Annotated in this window: 6 protein-coding genes; 3 read left to right on the forward strand and 3 right to left on the reverse strand. The window is 42.8% G+C overall.

The features are described 5' to 3' along the window. Both ACKPQ5_RS03630 and priA read left to right on the forward strand, forming a co-directional pair. The coding region (locus ACKPQ5_RS03630; protein WP_407677734.1) for an outer membrane protein assembly factor BamB family protein at nucleotides 1-1,445 on the forward strand (1,445 nt) is incomplete at its 5' end. Next, nucleotides 1,442-3,700, forward strand: a complete 2,259-nt coding sequence (gene priA / locus ACKPQ5_RS03635) for a replication restart helicase PriA (protein WP_407677735.1) — start codon at nucleotides 1,442-1,444, stop codon at nucleotides 3,698-3,700. The genes ACKPQ5_RS03630 and priA, both read left to right, overlap by 4 nt. A 21-nt stretch (nucleotides 3,701-3,721) precedes the next feature. On the opposite strand, the gene ACKPQ5_RS03640 is transcribed toward priA, so the two are convergent. Continuing rightward, nucleotides 3,722-5,665: a hypothetical protein gene (locus ACKPQ5_RS03640; RefSeq protein ID WP_407677736.1), complete on the reverse strand. Its 1,944-nt coding sequence runs from the start codon at nucleotides 5,663-5,665 to the stop codon at nucleotides 3,722-3,724. Between the two features lie 135 nt (nucleotides 5,666-5,800). Here ACKPQ5_RS03640 and ACKPQ5_RS03645 point away from each other — a divergent pair, with 135 nt between their 5' ends. Then, nucleotides 5,801-7,063, forward strand: coding sequence for a hypothetical protein (locus ACKPQ5_RS03645; protein ID WP_407677737.1), 1,263 nt, complete (start codon nucleotides 5,801-5,803; stop codon nucleotides 7,061-7,063). A gap of 46 nt (nucleotides 7,064-7,109) precedes the next feature. Here ACKPQ5_RS03645 and ACKPQ5_RS03650 read toward each other — a convergent pair whose 3' ends face one another. Then, nucleotides 7,110-7,493: a rhodanese-like domain-containing protein gene (locus tag ACKPQ5_RS03650; protein ID WP_407677738.1), complete on the reverse strand. Its 384-nt coding sequence runs from the start codon at nucleotides 7,491-7,493 to the stop codon at nucleotides 7,110-7,112. A gap of 153 nt (nucleotides 7,494-7,646) precedes the next feature. Beyond that, entirely contained in the window at nucleotides 7,647-21,158 is a 13,512-nt protein-coding gene (locus tag ACKPQ5_RS03655; RefSeq protein WP_407677739.1) for a LamG-like jellyroll fold domain-containing protein, read from the reverse strand. Between the last annotated feature and the right edge of the window lie 219 nt (nucleotides 21,159-21,377).

Here is a 21,377-nt window from a genome sequence, read left to right on the forward strand (position 1 = left end):
TGTTATTGCCCGAATCGCTATCAAAAGACTACTTCAATAAGATGCATTATTTGAAAAAGAATTCAGTTCAGATCTTTTTTCTTTCTTTCCTGACTCTCACTCTTCCGGCAAAAGAAAAAAATTCGCGATTAATTTCCCATGGAAATGCATCCACCTTATCCCCCAATGCACAGTTTTTGGATTGGAATCGATTTAATGGACCTTTTGATAATGCCACGTCAACGGAAACTCAGCTAATTGAAAATTGGGGAGAGGGTGGGCCTAGAGTAATATGGGAAGTAACAAAAGGGGAGGGGTATGCCTCACCCGCAGTATCAAAAGATATACTCATTTTATTTCATCGGGAAAATGGAATGGAAACGATTGAAGGATTAAATGCTGAAACGGGCACAAGAAAATGGATTTATCGATACCCAGTTGAGTATCGTGACCGATATGGTTATTCAAATGGACCTCGCTCAAGCCCCATTATTAGCGGTGATTTTGTTTTTGCACAGGGAGTGACCTCATGGCTCACCTGCTTGGAGTTGAAAACGGGGAAATTAAAGTGGAAGAGAGATTTAGCGAGTGAGTTTGAAATACCGGATTATTTTTTTGGAAAAGGTTCTAACCCGATTCTATTTGAAGAATATCTGATTGTAAATGTGGGGGGAAGCAAAGAGCGTTGCGTGGTTGCATTCAATAAAAACAGTGGAGTAACGGAATGGATATGCAAAGATCCCTGGGGGGCAAGTTATTCATCACCGACCCTGTCCACAATTCATGGAAAAGAAGTTTGCCTCGTTCTGACTGGTGGAGAAAGTCGCCCTCCAACTGGAGGTCTGTTAGCGATCGATCCGCTTAATGGGAAAAAACTGAACCGCTTCAGTTGGAGGTCGACAAGATATGAATCTGCCAATGCCGTGCCCCCGATCCCATGTGGAGAAAATCGAGTTTTTCTGTCCGAATGCTATGAAAAAGGGGGAGTTCTATTAGAGTATGACTCTCAATTCAACCCAACTATAATTTGGACAGACCCGGGGATTAACATTCATTGGATGACGCCAATAGTAAAGGACTCCACTCTGTATGGTATTGCCGGCAGGCATCAACAGGGTGCAGAAGCATTTGCCCTCAATATTAAAGACGGAAAAATCCACTGGAAGGAGCCCATTACCTGGAAGCAGAATGTGAATAATCAGATGCTCAATCTAAGTTTATTCAGAGGTTCAATATTAAAACTTAATACCCATTTTATTGGTCTATCAGAACTGGGAAGTTTGGTTCAATTAAACTTCACGCCCAAAGGGTGGAAACTTAAAAATAAAGTACAATTGTTTTTTGCTCCGGGAACTTGGACACTGCCAGCATTAAGCAAGGGCCTACTGTATGTAATGCAAAACGAAACCGATCGGATGACAGGGAAAAAGCCAAGACTACTCTGCCTCGACCTCAGGTCATCATGAGCGAAGTAGTCTCAAATAGTAAAATCATTGAAGTTCAACCATTTGGAGGTTACGACCAAGCTTTATCTTACGGTGTCCCTCAAAGTTTAATCAACCGGATTCAAATTGGTTGCTTAGTTCGAATTTCGCTGGGAAGACGTAATACAATAGGCATTGTACTCTCCCTCTCACCGAAGGAGAGACCGCCAGTAAATAAACTAAAGTTTATAACATCACTCGTACAGGAACAACCTGTCCTGAATGAAGAATTGATTCGATTGGCCCGATGGATGTGCACCTATTATGCATCTTCAATTGATCATGTTCTAGAGGGGATGATTCCATCGGCAGTAAAAGAGGGGATGGGGGAAAAAAAGAAACGTTACATTCATGCAACAAAAGACAGCAAGACGGAACTCGTCCTTGCAGAATTAAAAAATTCACCCCAGCAGAAAAAACTTTTTTCATACCTAGTTAAATGTGGACAGGAAGTGGCACTGCATGAAACACTCAAAATTCTGGATGTGGGGATTTCGTCAGCCAATGCACTAATAAAGAAGAAACTGGCGACTGAAACCAATAAGGTCATCGAACGAGATGCCTATGAAGATGAATTTTCCGATTCAAATGATTTTGTTGATCAGGAATTCTCCCTTACTAAAGAACAGAAGAAAGCAACGGATGAAATCATTCTCGCTCTCCAAAAGAAGACCTTTCAACCCCACCTACTTCAGGGTGTAACAGGATCCGGCAAAACCGAGGTGTACTTCCAAGCAATGGAGAAAGTTCTATCGGATGGAGGGGGCGTTCTGTTCCTCGTCCCGGAAGTGGCACTCGCCCCCCAAACAGTTTCCCGCCTGAGAGGGCGCTTTAATAAACAAAATGAAAGTGTGGTGGTGTGGCACAGTCACCTTTCAGCAGGAGAAAGATTGGACGCATGGAGTGCATTAACCTCTGGTCGCTCTCGCATTGTAGTAGGAGCACGTTCCGCAATATTTGCTCCCGTCCAGAATTTAAAACTTATCATTATTGATGAGGAACACGAACCCTCCTATAAGCAGGAAGAGAGTCCTCGCTATCATGGCCGAGATGTGGGGGTATACCGAGCAATGCTTAATCAGGCGATGTGCTTACTTGGTTCCGCGACACCCTCTTTAGAAACACTTCATAACGTCGCCAATAAGAAATATTCGAGAAGTACACTTTCTCAGAGGGTAGACGGAAGAGATCTGCCCTTGGTTCATCTCATCGATATGAGAAAAGAAGCACAAAGGGAGAAAAATATACCCATTCTTTCGCAACCCCTTGTGGAAGCATTACGACAAAGATATTATAACCGAGAACAGAGCATTTTATTTTTAAACAGAAGGGGTTTCAATACCACCATGCTGTGTCCAGATTGTGGAAATGTGGAACAATGTAAAGATTGCAGTATCTCCATGACCTTTCACCGGACGGACGGGCAGTTAAGATGTCACATCTGCGGATACCGGAAACCTGCACCTCGATTTTGTCCAAACTGTCGTTCATTTGACATTATAAAAAAGGGACACGGCACACAAAGAATTGAAGATATTACTCAGTCTCTGTTACCTCGGAAGGCAGTCATTCGAAGAATTGATGCGGATATGATGTCCAAGAAAAACCTTTTCAGGCAAACACTAGATGAATTTCGAAAAGGAAAAATTGACATACTGGTCGGTACGCAAATGATTGCGAAAGGGCTTGATTTCCCCAATGTCACATTGGTTGGAGTAATTGACGCGGACCTACCTCTACGAATGGAAGACTTTCGTGCATCCGAAAGAGCTTTTCAATTACTAACCCAGGTCTCGGGAAGAGCTGGGCGTGGGGATCGGGCAGGGGAGGTTTATGTACAAACCTACGCGCCCCATGCACCTTCAATACAATTTGCCCGCAAAGGGGATGTGGAAGGTTTTATCGTAGAAGAAATGGAAATGAGAGAGGAATTTCAATACCCCCCATTCAGGCATTTAGTCCGACATGTTTTCCGAGGAAGAAGTGAAGAAAAAACTTCATTTTATGCCGAGCAGTGGGCCAAGGTGCTGGAAAATAATCCAATTGAAAATGTCGATATTAAGGGACCTGCTCCCGCTCCTCTAGAAAAGATGAAGGGCTATTATCGCTACCATATTTTTTATCTCACTAATCATGTTCCTAAATTCCTTGCACAGTTTCGAAAGAGAAGAGAAAAGTTTCCCCTCGATGTGGAAATCCACGATATCCTAGATGTAGATGCATTCCAAATCAGTTAACCTGATTGAAAATAAAATAGCTTATTGCTTAGAAGGATTAGAAACGCCAAGTAGTGCAACCGACCCAGCGGGGTGATTACGTTTCAAAAGTAAACCTGAGCCCGCTGGAACAAGGGCATTATTAAAAGGGGAGTTACCAGCACCAACCCTCCTCCAGCCGCCTGAGTTTATAAAAGCCTTTGGTGCAGAGCTGTAACCGTAGCCAGGGTTAGTTATTGTAATTGAATCAACTGAGCCCCCTGACATGTAAGCGATGCCGGCAGCGCCTTGCCCACCACCACCAAGAAAGACTACATAGGCGGGGGAAGTGTATCCGTTCCCCCGAGAACCAGTTTTCCATGTCGCGCCGATTCCGGTAAAATCACAGTTTCCACTTTTGCCTAATAGTTCAAAAGTATTCGGAGTTACATTCGCGACTTCAAAAAAACCATTGGCTGCGGAAGAAATCAAAAGACCCTGCCCAGACGGAACAATAGTACCATCTTCATCCACCTGTTGCTTTGGATCTCCATTATTCGTTTTGTAACCATAAGCACCGGAAATAAAAACAGTAAACCCTCTTCTCAATGAATGCCCGGGAGATGTTACGACAATATTACCAGAATTTGGATGTGGATGTGGATGTGGATTGGTCATTCCCCTAATGGTCCCAGAAGACATCGAAATATCTTGAGGGGTAATTGAACCCGCGACACCAGTGCCCATTCTGGCGGTCAAGGTCGCTTGCTCCGTAATGCCCATATTCGTTCCATCATGCCAATAAGTGGTCCATACGCCATCAATCAGGACTCCTACATTGTCTGCAATCTCTTGATCCTCAGAAACAAGCCATTTCGTACTATCATTAGTATCGTTGGTTAGGTTTACAGAGGGTATAAGGTCAGAAAGCATTACATCCACACCGAAAGGATTATTAATTAAAGACCGCCTTCCACTTGCAGGAATCTGCATAAAGCTATCCCGCGTAATAACTAAACCATTTAATGTAATTTCAATTGGATTTGGGGAGCGACGGGAAACGATGAAGGATTCGTCCGGATAAATCAAAGTCCGGGAGGCATCAGCAGAGGATCCGTTGGAATCTCTCCACTTAGTACCATCATGGTAATAAGCATGGTAGTCATAAATAGTTCCATTCTGCTCACTTGGAGGCTTCATTAAATAAACGTAATCAGCATCTGTAAAATTCCCTTCGTTAAAAGAGGTGCTGTTATAACCAAAAAGGGAACCCAATGTCCAAGACTCAACAACCTCAACCTTTGAACCGATAGGGAAATCCGTACTTAAATTAGAACCAATCGAATTCTCGAGTAACAGAGTGTCACCTGTATTGGAAAGGATCCGAAAAAACTTACCCTGCTTAGTACTATCCTTCTCGATACTCCTCAAGAAATGAATACCTCCCTCAATTTCAACACGAGGCGGACTCGTGTAACCCTTTCCCGAATAGTTATTATCAATTGTGATCGCAGTTACAGAGCCTGCATTGATAGAAGAAGAGGCAAATGCAGGCTCATAGTTTACCCAAGATTGATTCCCTTCAGAAGGTAGAGAAATGGAAACTTGCGGGGCAACTAAATAACCCGCACCACCGTCAATCAAATCGATGCGATCAATGGATTGATTCGAGTCTAAAAATACTTGGGCACGTGCTTTTTGACTGGCTAAGATTCCCGCTTTGAATGGCCATGCAAGAATCGAAGGGTCCAGTAAATCAGGAACGCGATGAAAAATGATAGTATCCCCACTTACCTGCTTAACCTGTCCTCGAAATACAACATTTCCCTTAATCCCGGGGGATACAATTTTGTAAGTGGGGGACTCAGGTGAACCGGCGGGAAGTGAAACTGATAACGAACCAACAGGGTTGCTTAATTCACCGGATTGACCACAAAGAAAGGTAAATCCAAATAAGCAAAGGATGAATTTCAATATTCTAGACAAATAACGAAATGGTGGACACATAACAAAAAAAGAAGTAAACCTTGTATAAGATGCTATTCTTTAGTGTTTATTGCAAAGGGAATTTTTGATTTTAGTGTTAAAAGTGCTAATCAACTAGATCTGTACTGCATCATGCCGAGCAATATTTTTAATAAAATGATAAAACTGCGATCACTATTAGTAATTTCATCTTATTGCTTTCCCCTCTTTCTTTTTCCATCGGAGTACCCAGCGATTGATTTCCGGGACAGCGTCCATCAATACTTTCAATCCAATCCAAGTGATCCATTTTCACATTTCAGAAGAAAATTGGAAAATGGCGAAGTAACACTGAATTTTAACTCGGAAAAACAATATCTCTCCTCGTTACTACAGGAACTATCAATCAGTCCATATTCTCAATTACTTGTTTTTTCTACCACCAGTCTACAACTAAGTAGAATTTCACCAAGAAATCCAAGAGCGATTTATTTTACTGATGATCTCTATATAGGCTATGTACCAGGAGGTCAGATTGAAGTTATTGGCATCGATCCCGCATTAGGGGCAATCACCTATATATTTAATTTCCCAAAACCAGGAAGTACAACTCATCCAACGATCTATCGATCGAAAAGATGTATGAATTGTCATGCATCACAAGATATAGGAGGGGCACCAGGTTTACTAATCGGTTCGGTTATACCAGGGCAGGGAGGTGGTTCGATAGACTCATTTCGTAAAGAAACTTCAGGACATGGTGTTGCTTTCGGCAAAAGATTTGGCGGGTGGCATATCACCGGTCAACATCCATTCAATGAAACATGGGCAAACCAGATTGGAGAAATGCAAAAAGGTAATATTTTCAAAATACCGAATCCTCCCGGGAAATATTTTTCTTGGGACAAATATTTAACTGAAAGCAGTGATATTATCCCCCATTTATTACTGGAGCACCAAATCGGTTTTACCAATCGTTGCATAACAATTACCTATAGAATTCGCGATTTAGTAACCTCGAATGATAATACAGTCGATCAAAAAAATATTGAAAATTTCATTCAAAAAGAAGCAAACTCTCTCCTGGATTATATCTTATTTAAAGACGAAGTACCTTTACCTGAAAATCAAATTAATTTGAAAACTCGATATGTTTCAGATTTTGAAAGGAGAAGTATTAGTGGTAAAAAGAAAGCGAATCTAAAGAAACTCGAATTAACCAGTAGATTATTAAAATTAAGATGTAGTTACATGATTTTTTCCAACTCTTTTAAAGGTCTTCCTTTAGAATTCAAAGATTACATAATCGAAAAGTTACATTTTATATTATCATGCGAACGTAGTAAAATTCCCGTCCAGTATTCCTATTTAGAAACAGAGGAGCGCGAGAAGATTAAACAAATTTTAGCCGCATCTATGGAGGGTTTTCCCCAGACATAAAAAAAGACGCCCGAAGGCGTCTTTTTTAATCAAATCTTAAGAATATCTATTTTTTGGCGACTTCAGAACCTGATCTTTTCCATCCTGAAATTCCAGCGGAAAGATGCTTCACATTTTTGTAACCCAGTTTAGCCGCTGCATCAGCACCTCTTTTGTAAGCACTGCAACCAGGACCGCCACAATAAGAAACAATCAGTGTATTCTTATCTTTTGGCAAAGATTTTGCTAATTTGGCACCCACTGAAGAAAAATGAATTGCGCTTGGAATATGCCCCTTTTTGTAAGATCCCGCACCATTCACATCGATTACGGCAACTTTTCCTTTTTTAATTGCAGATTTTAATTCATTGATACTGATATCGGGGTATTCTCCTGCGAATAGAGAGGTCGTGAAAAGAGTAAAGACAAGTAACGATATAATTTTTTTCATATTGGTTGAGTTAGGGAATTAGATTCAGTTTTTATTATTTACTTTGTATTTTAAGCAAAATAAATAGCGGTTACATTATGTGATTTCATTCTAAGAATTAATGCAATAAAAATATTATTTTTTTTGATAAATCTAATAAATACAAAAGTAAATTTAAGGCACCAAAACGCGCACGCGAAGAAACTTCCTTGATCGTCCAGAAAGTTTAGAATCATCGGCAACCCAGGTTTGCCTTTCTAATCCACCACCTAAATCAACAGAACGCTCTAACCTAATTCCTGACTGGTTCCATGTTTGAAGGTCATTACTCTGCTCCACCTTGTATATAAAACTTTCACCCGCTGAATTAATCGTGGAGTTTCCATCTTCTTTGTAGCGTACGAAAGAAATCCTAGTCTTGTTATCATCATGAATGCTGAGCACAGGAAGATCTTGCCCTCGGTCGGGTCCCAGCGAATCTGAGCCAATTGCACGCTCGAAAAGATTGCTATAACCATCTCCGTCGGAATCACTGTAATCTTCATTAAATACCTTCCTGCTTTCCATGACATTGAGTAGAGGATTTTTTAACATCAGCCTATCAATGAATCGATCCTGAATGCCAGTGTAGCGTACATCACTCTTTCTAAATTGACGCCAAACGAATTTATCAGCACCAATAATACGCAAGGATTTTGTTACAGACTCTGCAGTTACAAATGATGCGTTACCAGGTGCGTTAAAAGTTAGATCAACCGTACCCTCCATTAATGGAATGATCTGATTTCCCTTGAATATACGAACAATACTGGAGTTCGAACTTGTAACCTGTAATGGAATTCCACTTGTGGAACGGACCCCCTGCAGGACTAATGGTCGGTGTCCCCGTGGAGTATCACGTAAACCGCCCGGCTGTCCTAAACTTGGAAAGCGGATTTCCTGTCTTTGCTTAGAAGAAACATAAAACACCTGAGTCACGGGGGTGGCAGGGTTCACATAAGCACTTCCGCTCTGACTAGCAGTAATACTAACATTACCCTCCATACCATCCAATGTTACCACCCCAACAGAATTAACGGAAGCAGGTCCACTGTTTACGACAAAGCTAACAGGAAGATTGAAGACAGGATGATTAATACCAGAGGACACTGCGGTTGCGTTGAGTTCAAAAGCAGGATCGTCTCTGACTTTCTCAGGAATTAATTCAAATGTAATAACTTGGTCATCTTTGACTCCCGGGTGAATAATAGTGAGCACCTGACTAACCGGATTGGCAGGGTGGTAACGATCATCTCCCAACTGCATTGCAGATATAGTGGTGGAACCCTTACCTGTAATAGTAACCAGGTTTCCAGTTATTGTGGCAACAGAGGGGTTCGATGAAATGTAAGTAATCGGTAACCCCGAAGTAGCAACAGCTAAAAGTGGGAAGGAACTATCGCCGAAAGCCTTGTCAACCAAAGGAGGAAAGGTAATCGATTGGGGACCGCCAAAACTCGGTGGGTTCGAGGAGTAGGGATGGATAAGTTCTAAACTGGATGTCAGCCCCCATTTATGGGCAAGGTAACCTTCAATTTTTTGTCGATTAACAGAGTTGACTGACTGATTATATACTAGAACTTCAGCAATATCTCCAGAGAAAGATTCGCCCAGTTTATCGAATGCTGAAGTTAAATTGGAATCTCCGCTCGAGACCAAAGGAGCAACCGTACCGTTTACCCAAAGTGATTGCCCACCGGGGATAATTCTTAAACTATTCACGGACCAATTTGAAGTATTTACATCCGATAAAATTTCTACTCCACTTGCACTATCTTCAAGACTGAAAAAGCCATCTGGATTTGTGGTAGATAAATCACCACCTAACACGCTTGAAGAACCTAAAACGCTTTGCTTATGAACAATAAAAATAAATTCCGGATTACTTACTGCACTCTGAATATCAAAAAGCTCTCCTGAACTAGAGTCAAAGGTTACAATTGGTTTTTCATTCAGGCTCTGCGGCGTCCACCGAGGCATATTGTTAATCGTTGCCTGGATGGGGTTATTAGTGTTCCCGGACTTATCGCCCCACATACTCACCCGACTTCCTGAAATAAAATCAAAAATATCATCAGGTTCATTATCCGCATTTACATCAGTCGCATCGAACCAAAGCTTTAGTCCTGGAGCAGAATCAGAAAACAGATTGCCATATCCTATAGTAAAATTCTGATCCACCCCAATGGCACTATCAAAACGATTATCACCATTTTGAAATGCAGTGATTGTAACCAAGCCTGTTCCTTGAATAAAAACTTTATTGCCAATAATAGTCGCCTTTGCTGGGTCTGAAGTTGCAAATTGAACCGGCAATCCAGAGGTTGAATTGGCATCTAGATAGAATGGGAAATCTCCCACTGCGTGGTCCGCAATCGGAGCAAAAGAAAGTAACTGAGGTGCTTTTACTACGGTCAAATAATTGTCTGCCGGAAGAGCGGGTGCATAAACAGTATTACCGTCTTGTATTGCGGTTACTTTAGTAATCCCTGCACCTATAATCTCCAAAGTGTTAAAGTCACCTCCCCCCGAGCCATAAATTTGGTTAATTTCGCTTTGATTGAGGTCGTCACTGTAAATCCGAATGTCATCCACAACTCCATCAAAAGGAGAAACAGAACCTCCAATTTTAAACGGTGAAAATCTTTGATTTAATGGAAACCCAGAAACTGGGACTGAGGAGAGCTTCTGGGACAGGTTGCCATCTGCAAAAAGTGATAATGTACGATTAGAATCATTGGAATCGTCATATACCACTGCTATGTGAACCCATTCATTTTGAGTGAGCACAGGGGAGGGGGATTGTAAGGTGAATGGAGTCGAATTGCCATCAGTCAAGAAATCAAACGCTATGTTTCCGTTTCCATTAACCTTACTTAATCGACAAACATTCATCGAAGGAAAACCATCTTTTGCCAATATTTGTGTCCCAGAAGAGTTCAGATCCGAGGAATTCAACCAAAGACTAATTGTGAACGAGCCATCAAAAGGAACGCTGCCTGCCTCGATCCTTCCATTTGATGCTCCTAGTCGGACTCCGTTTCCAAATCGAGCAGGGAGCCAATCCTTACTCGACCCCGATACATTAAGATCTAGCAAAGTACCATTATAATTCCCCATCGAATCCTTAGCGCCGGAGTAAAGATTTTCATCTAGTTTCCAGTAGGCAAGAAGTACATCCTGACGAGTGGTGAGGATTCGGGCAACCGTCTCGTCTTCCACTTGGTACAGTAAGGGAAGATTGGTCAAGTTTCCGTCCAGTGTTCTCGAATAACCATTTAATGATAAGGTAGATAATGTTGCCGAAACCGAGGATAAATTCTGATCAAATATAAGTTCATGCTGAGTTTTATTAGATACAGTCAATTTCCCATCCAAGTAAGTAACAAAGTATTTACCTGAAAGTACTCCTGTACCATGAATAGAATACAATCCCTCCGGAGTTGGGTTTGAAGTATTTCCATCTGCGACAGAAGTTGTCACCGAAACGCTTTGTATCAAATCGCTTTCGTTGTCATCGTAAGCAAACCCATTGAATCCGTAGGTAAAGAGAGGGTTGGCTTGATCCGTTTTTCTAAATTGATCATTCACCCTTACCACCAATTCCTTTTTCATGATTTGAAGATCTAGAAAAACCGGTTCTGCAGCCAACCACTCCAAACCTCCAACCTGCGTCGCCTTGATCCGTACCATGCCCGGACTCCGTATCGTCAAAATAGTACCATTCAGATCCACCGAAGAATTTCCGTCAACCAGCTCCAAGGAAACAGGTAACTCTGAGGTAGCGGTTACATTTAAATCAATTGGAATTGAACCATAAGAAATAACTCCCAAGTCCTGATTGAAAGAAATACTTTGCCGCCCCTTCAACACCACCAATTTAATTATTTCTGAATCGGAGCCTGATATATTAGAAACTGTGACAGTGGAGTTAAACTCACCCGTTTGAGTGGGAATTCCGTAAATTAATCCACTCACTCCATCTACTTCCAAACCTTGGGGTAGGTTTGTGGCGTTATATTCAGTCGGGCCTTTAATTGACTCAATCTCATAGGCGTACTCTTGGCCAAATCTAGCAATTAAAGGCGAATCGGAAAAATTATATATATCCTGTCTCTCTTGTGCCGTTAATCCCTGACCGAAAATGCGCAAATCATCCATTTGTCCCTCCAAGTAATCCGGAGAAGAGGGGTGCTTGCCAAAATATAAGTCTACTGCCGTACCATCTCCAGCAAGCGTTCCTTTTGCATTAATAGGAGCAATCACCTCCTCATTATTGACATAAACCACAACTTTATTTCCATCCCACTGTAGAATGTAGTGAACCCATTGATTAATTGATAAAGGAAATGAATTTGAGATTTTCCATGATCCACCAATCCGGACCTCTGCATTAATAAAACCGTTTGAAATATAAAACTTGATTCGATCGCTTCGAAAAATTACCCCATCCAAATCATCCGTATATAACCAAAGACCAATTGCAAAAGGTCCAGTAAGATTAAAGGTAGCAACATTAGAAGGTAATAATAAAGTTTGATTCCCATCAAAGCGGAGCGAAGTTCCATTTCGACCGACCTCAGAAAATAAATATAGATCAGAAAAAGAAGTACCATCACCCACATTGCCAACCCCTGAAGAATCGTCAACAACGGTACCGTTTAATTCATCAAAAGTCCAATGAACGATTGGATTACTGGGTAAGACAATCTCGGGAGAATTATCGAAATTAGGACTGTAAGTACTAAAAGGATGCGCCCCGAAGTCTCCATTCCCAGAACCAAACAATTCCACGATTTCCGAAGCCCCAAGGGCCCGATCATAAATCCGAAAATCATCAATCTTATCTGCAAATCGACCAAAACCACCAGAGAGATTACCAATTGTATCCACTGCTGAAGCAACATTTGCATTTACTGTACCCACCGCAATTCCGTCCACCCAAAATGAAGTTTGTGCACCACTGCCACGAGCGGCGAGGTGATGCCATCCAGTAGGTAGGTTATTAGCCCCATAACCTGTTGAATTAAAAGTACCATCGAAAGCTCCCAACTCCTTAGACCCTGCTTGATCGAAAACTACATGTGCATTGGTACCACCACTGGTCAATGCATGTCTAAAATCTACGAAAGTGTCATCAAGGGGAGTAGTAAACCATGTTGAAATTGTCCAATTATTGGGAAGAGCAAGTTGATTTACGCCGAGATCAATTTTGGTGTGGGCAAGGTTATCAAATTCAACACCAGAAGTAAACTTGCCGGTTGTATTCAAATTACCGTCAGTCAAATTGGCATTCCTTAGATTGGGAGATGCATCCTGAATTGCGGTACCATCAGTCTCCTCAAATGGATAATACAAAGCTAGGCCATTCTTTATCTTATAACTACTGCCAGCAAGATCGGGAGTAATTCCCCATTTGTGTGCTAGATATCCCTCCACCTTTTCCTTTTCGAGTGGGGACAGAAGACGATCAAAGACCATTACTTCGCCAATTTCTCCGATCAATTGACCAAAACCGGAGCTAGGATCATTTCCAAGAGTTACTTGTTGCAGTATGCTATATTCATTGGAATAAGAACCAAGTCGAGGAGTGGTTTTTGCATCTAATGTCCACCCAGTCACCCCATTGGAAGCACCAATTCCAACTCCTAATCCCTGCGCCACCATAAAGACATGAATATTTCCAATAGTAAGATTTAGAGAACCAATATTATAGGACTCTCCGGAAGCGAAACGAATTGCAGGATAACCATCGAATACCGATTTCGCATAGGTTGGCATTGCATTGGGTACAGATTGTAAAGCATTTTTTGAACTCTCAGACTTATCGACCCATAGAGGAACTGAGTTGCCCTCCAATATGCTATCACTCTGATTATCCCCGTCGGTATCCATGGCATCTAACCAAAGGACAAGACCATCCATAGTATACTTTGTGAACCGAGTATCACTGGCAGTAAAAGTTTGGACATCTGTTGCCCAACTACCACCACCTAAATTTTCTGCATAAGCTCTGTAGAAATAAGGCGTATTAATGGATAAGTTTTGAACCAGGATATCGTAGGTTCCTAATGTTACGGGACCTCCTCCATTTATATCTACAACATAATCCCACTTCGAGTTATCGTTCTCATCAACCAAAGTCGTATTCGAGTCAATCCATTCATCTCCCCAGAATATTTTAACAACGGGATTATCTCCGCCCACAGATTGTACTACAGTATTTTCCTGAATGCCTCCAAAAGGATTTGAAGATATATAGGGGTGACTGGAGGGTAAGACTTCTTCTGTGATGCGCCATTTATGAGCAAGATACCCCTCCAACCTTGACCTTTCTCCCTGATTAAGTTCACGGTCAAAAACCATCACTTCAGCAATTTCACAGGTCGAACGTTCACGATTTGTTCCATACCCACCGAATTGTAAAACCCCTGGAGCAAAATTAGTATTGTTTGACCCTCTATTATTGAAGACGATCTGCTCTCCATCACGCCAGAAAGATGCTCTTGGGTTTCCACCCTTTGCCTCAATGCTTCCCAAATGAAGGTGCCAATTATTATCCGAAGGCCCCGCGGTACTGATCCAGCCTTCAGCATGCCACCTGGAAACAAGGCCGCCGTGAAACCCGAACAACCAATTCCTGGTTCGAGAGGAAATGACTCGATTATTTGCCCCCCCTGTGTAGCGGGCAACAGAGACCATGCTGTATCCACTATTGGTAAGAAAATCAAAGTTCGTTTCACCCCAAATCATATCATCCCCATCCAGACTGATAACTGGTTTACCTTTTAATGCTGATATATAAAATCTCGGATTCCCAGAAGTATTAAGCATATTTCTTTGCTTGCCCGACCCGTCTCTCCAACTAGAAACAATATCACCATTAGAAAGAACTTGCCCGAGATCCTCCACATTATCGCCGTTCATATCTTGGGCAGAATACCAAGCGGAAAGTCCTGGGACGGTATCAGTTTTAAAAGATTGATCGGTCACAGTCTGCACGGTCGTAATCTCCCCACCAATCGATATTACCTCGGCACGCAAAGTCGCCTGAGTAGGCAAGACTCCAAGAGCAGACTTGGTTAAAACGACGGGTTTTTCGATGGCACGAAATTCTAGAAATCCCTGGTTCAGAGAATCCCCGTTGAAAATTAAATTAACATCACCTTCAACAAGACCACGATCATAAATCCTCAGTTCATCAAGGAGACCCTTATAGTTTCCAAAACCTGAATAGACACTAGACCCTGAAGTCGAACCAAAGGAGGGGGGTTCCGCATGCAATGAAACCATCGAATAATCTAACAGAGTGGGGGTACCCTGCAATATACCGTCCAAGTAAAGTTTTAAAGTTTTAGGAGAATCTCCAAATGTAATAATGGCATGATGCCATTGATCATCTTTCACATTCACATTGCTTGACACCTCAGCGAATGATCCATTCTCTCCAATCTTCGCCTTTAATGTATTGCCCTCCAAGACGACGCCAATCCCAGAGTTTGATGTACCTTCATCATATAACATTTGATTGGAATATCCTGCTGGGACGGCCCCACTCAAGTCATCGTTAAAAGTGGCATTTATGTCGGAATCACTTAGCGCACTCTTATAAAAGCGCAAATCATCAATCGCTCCATTAAAATAGTCTTGTGAGATACGACTAGTCCCCCCCACTTCCCAAGTTTCTGAAGCTAACAAATTGAGCGGACTGTCTTCGGGTAAAGAGTTTTGCGAAACAAGTTCACCATTTTGGTACAGTTTAAGTGTGGAAGAATTATAGTCCACCACCACCCCAACATGAGTCCAACTTGAAGGAGTAAGAGAAAGCACAGATGAGACAGATACTCTTTGACTCGCAGTTGCATGAGTATATGAAAGGGAATTATTTCCATCCAACCTTAAACCGAAAGGACCTCTCTTCACTAAACTGTAGGTATTTTCGGTGAGAAATAAATCAGTATCGGCAGAGGGATTAACCAAGCTCAGTGAGGTAGGTCCGGAAGCAGAGCTTGGAGTAGAAAAATACAGTTGAATTGATGATCCTCCTGTTGCTTCAGCATGAGCCAACGCCATTGAATAATACCCTGATACCAATTGGACTCCCTTGCTATCAATAGCAGGATAAGCAGCATCGAGGATTTTTTCACTGCCCAGATCACCTGTCACCTCAAAAATTCCATCCTGGTCTAAGTCGATCCATAGTACGCCTCGATTATCATTCCCCCTGGTCTCAAAAGTGTAGGTACCTGGTTCTTTTGCCCGGAAAGCACCAGTAAAGAGAGACATATAATTGTCATTTTGATTAATGCCAATGCCAGCATTTGCAAAGTGCTCATCGTTATCAAATGCTAAGCCTGTTCCACTCGGGCCGCCGGTGAGCAAACTAGACCCACTTGGTGTAAGAGAAAACAAGACATCTGTACTAGAAAAATAAGCCTCACTCATTGGGACTTTGAATCCAAAAGTATTTAACTGCCCCGGACTGTACTTACCAATCGCTCCCGTTGCCGGGTTTACCCAAAGCGAAATGGAATAGGATTTTTTATGGAGTTCCTTTAACACTCCCTGCGTTTCCAGCGAAAGTGAATCATCCACTCCGTCCAAACTGATCGCCTGTCCGGCATTACCTGCAATCCATGAGAAACCACCACTTCCAGTTCCAGTTAATTGATTGGTGCTTAAATCACTGGCACTCGCACCACTCCCTTCATCAAAAGGAAAATAAGCGGCCAAATCAGTATATTGGGTAAGGGCGGGACCGGCATACACCTTTGCAGTCGGTTTAAAACGGAAACTTAAGGACCGCCCCTCGAAGGAATTTTCCAAATAACCGGTTGAATTAAAGTCCAGACTTAAGGAATTTGTACCCCCATCAAAAAACAGTCCCTGCGCATTATACCCTGATGGACGGGTGGCGTTATTATCAGTGCCCTCGAAACGAGCCGTATTGGCAGGATAAGTGGAATCATAAGCATATATTCCTGACTCCTCATCCAACCTCCAAAATGACAACAGGTCATCGATCACCTGAGGGTCTCCACTTGACCAGTCTTCACCATCCACACTAGATGCAAATGTTCTAAAGTAGTAGGTCTCGCCTGGATTGAGCCCAGTAACAGATGCATTAAATTCGCCAAGGGCTAATGGACTACCAGATGACACATCCACCCAGTTGTCCCATGCGGAAAGATCAAAGCCTGCATTTTCATTCCCGTAATAAACCCGGACAGTAGGAAGGTTCGAATCCTTGCTAATCAAATTACCAGTGATGATTACTGAGCCATTAGACTCCGCAGAAAGAGCGGTAATTTCGACTACAGGAGGAAGGGCAACGCTTGAAGTTTGGAACTTCATGGTACCATTCAACGCGATACTATTTACCTCTTCGGTTGAAAGAGAATGATCATACAGTCGAATTTCATCAATTATTCCATTGAAATGATTACCACTACTATCAGTACCCACTTGAAAATCATTTTGTGCAGAAGTATTTACCCCCATCAATCCCCACTTGAAGCTTAAGTAGGAATACACTCGATTAACATCAGCGGCAGAAAGAGCGGTGTTAAATATAAGTAATTCCCCTAAATCACCATTGGCATATCGACCTCCAATATTTCGATCATTTGAAAAATTATTGGCCCGAACATTCTGGCTGGTCACTAATGAGGCAATAGAAATATCGGTTGGCCAGCTCCCGTAAATATCGTAAGGTGCACCGTTTATAGCAAATGAAGAACCCGTCTTGATCCCTACATGTGCGTAAGTACCGTGAAATAGAGATCCTCCGTTCGAGTGAAAATGATAGGTACTGGTATCTCCAAGAAGGAACCAACCACCTGAATTACGCTTAAAAACCCAGAAGACGGTACGGATATCTGAAATTCGGTTAAAAGAATGATATTCTCCATTTGTTCCGCTGTAGCGCATGATTGAATGACCGTTTATCCCATTGGTTACAATACCAGGATTACCATTTTTGGTTGCATGGTTATTATTTCCACTTTTGTCATTCCAAAGTGCTTCTGCTGAAGTTAAATCACTCGCATCTAACCAAAGCTGAAGCCCTCCAATTCCTGAAGGAAATGCAAAATCATGAGCAAATATTGGGTTTTCTTTATTACCATCGACATACATAAAAACATCGGTGGCACTGTTGGAGCCATTCGGTAAGACTAAAGCAATATGGTGCCATGCATTATTATTTAAAATTGTACTTCCGGTTAATCGCGAACCTCCAATATCAAGATTGAGAGATCCATTATTCAAAGAAACCGCCCAATTCTGCCCATCCGCATTTTCTCCCCAATTTACGAGTCCACCATTTGCCTGTGTTGTCTTCATCCAAAAAGATAAGGTGCGAGATTTATCTCCCGAAACTCCCTTGAAACCTTTTGTAATGATATTTTCTCCCGCTCCAGCAAATCGAATGGCATTTCCAATCTTGCCAAATACCCGTGCCGAATTATCTACCCCAACAAGCGTACCGGTATTTCCATTTATTTGATCAAGAGCAATAGTACCAGATGATTCATCCAGCTTCCACCATGCTTTAATTCCTTCCTGCGGAGGCAAGCTCCACACTCCCGATGTGACGGAGTTTGATGCCAACCACTTGTAATAGTAAGTGGATCCAAGAGTTAATCCATCCACATATAAATGAGCCATTCCTTCTGAGTGCGTTCCGTTGAGATCAATTCGATTATCCCAATGTATATTATCAGCAGGATTTACCAGCATATTGGACCCACCGTCATTATCACCCCAAAATAAAGAAAGGGTGGGGGGATCCCCGCCATCATTACTTACTAATGCAGAAAAACGGGCAGAAGAAGAGGTCACATTTCGCGGGGATGCACTGGACACTACTGGGGCGGTTTTATTAACAATAATTCGTAAAGGAGTCACTCCGCTTCCTGCAATATTTGTGGCAGTCACATTCAAATCAAAAATTCCTACCTCTAGAGGTTGCCCAATAATTTCTCCATTCAATTGGTTAATACTAAGACCATTAGGCAGAAAACTTGCATCATAGGAAGTGGGATCTCCTGAAGCCTGAACTTGGTGATGCAAATAAATCAAATCCTCCTTTAAGTCCTGCCCTCCAAAAATTTGCAGGATTTCGTTTTCACTTAATGAATCGTCGTAGATTCTCATCTCATCCAAAATTCCTCCAAAATAAGCATTTGCATCGTTTCTCCACCGGCCAAATTGAAATGTTTGAGCCACTCCAGTACTGATTCCTGAACGAGCCCAATTCGCAATGCGAGTACCGTCCATGTAAATGGAGACCTCCGAACCGTTAAAACAGTGTGCAAAATGAGCCCAGCGACCCAGTAGGGTATTAGAATGGGAAGCCCTTGGATCCCACCCCCAATGTTGACTGATCATCTGGGTGTACCCACCATCCTTGATGTTACGTAAACCCCAGAACTTACTAACTCCGTTTGGATTGGCTAACTCACCATATCCATAAAACCCGGGTTGAGACTGAGGATTATTACCATCCACCTTTACCCAGAAAGAAATTGTTCTTGGCTTTTTTCCGTCCACTCCAAGTGCATCTGCAGTGGCTTGGGTGGAAATATAAGCATTGGTACCATTAAACTGAACTCCCTTACCAAAATAACCATTCTGCCAGGAAGTGCCGCCAATTAACTGTCCGTTGAAACGCCCCATAGCATCCACTGCCTGCTCTCCGTCCCCCTCGTCCATTGGCCAATATGCCACCAGGTTAGCAGGACGAGTCGAAACATTTTTTCGAACAACCTGTGTTCCTTTACTCTGATACGAAAGATAGAGTATCTCAGGAACGATTATAACCGGGGGCTTCACTTCTTTAAAACTTCCCGAGCCCACCGAGATTATACCCTTATCGATGGTACCTTGAGCGGCCATAACGATTCGTCCTCCTCCCGCTCCACGGTTTCCTCCCAGTACACGAACTAAGCCCTGGTTGTAAATATTTTTGCCTGATAATTTCAATGCACCCCCCGAACCACCGGCACCATGATCATTCTGATTAGCGTCAGTACGGCCATCGCCACCGTTCGCACTTATTATTACCCCAGGGGCAATAGTAAGATCACCCTCCGCCAATAGTTCAATCGCACCGCCTCCCGCACCAGAACCTTGAAAATAACGGCCACTTGAGCCACTACTTCCTGCCATTAGATCTGATATTTGATCATCTCCATAACTATAACTTCCTCCTACTCCCCAGTTCCCTGCAGTACCAGGCCCGCCAGGGCCATTACCGGAAATTTTTTGCGAACTGCTCCCCGCCCAAGGATTTAAAACTGGTCGACCACCGTACCCAGTCGTATTCGAGGCATCCCCCCCATCTAAAAGCAAGTCCGACCCAATATAGATCTCTCCCCCGGCAACTGTTTTAACGGATAAAGAACGATCACCACGAAGAAGAATATTGGTGTCCCCACTCAACCGAACTTGAGCGAAGGTAAAGGTAGAAACTCCATAATTCCAGTTAAGACCTAAACTGTCAGTGTAGGAATGGTCCGAAAATACACCTTCCCCATGTGCTCCCCCTTCAATTGAAAAATAACCTGTTTTCGTATCAATTGTAACTTTTGCATTTTCAGCAATTAAACTCGAGTTCTGATAACTACCTCCTATGAAAATCGACCCCTCGTTACTCAACCACTCACCCGATACATCAATATCGCCAGCAGTCACCTCCGCGGTGGCAATAATAGAGACACGCCCACCCGAAGATCCACGAGATTGGTTATCTCCATCAACCTGAACCCCATTTCCCGCTTTCGCTTCAATTCTACCCTGATTGTATACTCTTGTTGCCTCTAAGCGAACTCCTCCTCCTGAACCAGACGCACCATTACCGGAACCATTACCGCCATTGGCAGTAATTAAAACATTCGGCTCAATCTTGAGTTCACGGGATGCCTTCAATAAAATAGAACCACCTCCTGCACCAGAACCTGCAGTATCAGAAGCACCGCCCGAACTTCCACCAAGAAGAGCGTCTAAAGAACGGTCTCCATAAATACGCGCATTACCAGAGCCATGCCCTCCATAAGCGGCACCATGTCCCACGGAAGAAGATAACTTCGGTGCACCGGGGCCAGAACCGTATAAAGAAGCACCATCTACTCCTGAATAACCGCCAAGAATTCCTGTCCCCCCGAGGTTCGCGACTGCATTTCCACCATCAGCCCGGATATTTGCACCCAGGATCAAGTCCCCAGAATAAGCCTCCAAGGCCAATGCATTTCTTCCCTTAAGTTGAACCACAACTCCGCCTCCTAACTGTATTCGGGTAAACCTAAATCTACATACGGAATAAGGCCAAGCGGCACCCGATTGATCAATATACAAATAATCCTCAGTTAATCCATAAGCAATCGATCCATCACTATGGGTAAGTGACCCCACATCGGTATCAATCACAATTGATCCAACCCGAAAATCCAATTCCTCTAAGTGAGAAGGCCGCACAAAACGAAGAGTACCCTCCGTTCCCGGCGCAGCTCCCGGTCCGCCCGATTTCCTTAAATTGTCCGATCCCTGATTCAGTAAAGATTTTGTACCCTCTAGGTAAATCCTACCCGCTCCGCCACCATTGGAACCACCAGACACATCAATAATGGACTGAGCAGTTAGAACCAAGTTTTCCGCCTTTAAATAAAGAGAACCACCGGAACCGCCACCTGAGCCAGAAATACCGGAGCCACCAATTGCAAAGAGACGCGAATCGAGAGTTAGTGTTTGAGAGGACTCAATCTTTAACGCACCCCCTCCGCCACCACCGGTATAATCAACGAGGAAGCCTCCTCCTCCACTCCCTCCAACAAAATCAAGCAGCCCACCTGTCGCATAGGGTTGACC

The sequence above is a fragment of the Candidatus Seribacter sulfatis genome, assembly GCF_964187635.1.
GTDB classification, from domain to species: domain Bacteria; phylum Verrucomicrobiota; class Verrucomicrobiia; order Opitutales; family Seribacteraceae; genus Seribacter; species Seribacter sulfatis.

Bases quoted from the DNA above. Each gene is read 5' to 3' on its own strand.
- priA (WP_407677735.1), top strand. From the start codon at position 1,442: ATGAGCGAAGTAGTCTCAAATAGTAAAATCATTGAAGTTCAACCATTT.
- ACKPQ5_RS03640 (WP_407677736.1), bottom strand. From the start codon at position 5,665: ATGTGTCCACCATTTCGTTATTTGTCTAGAATATTGAAATTCATCCTT.
- ACKPQ5_RS03645 (WP_407677737.1), top strand. From the start codon at position 5,801: ATGATAAAACTGCGATCACTATTAGTAATTTCATCTTATTGCTTTCCC.
- ACKPQ5_RS03650 (WP_407677738.1), bottom strand. From the start codon at position 7,493: ATGAAAAAAATTATATCGTTACTTGTCTTTACTCTTTTCACGACCTCT.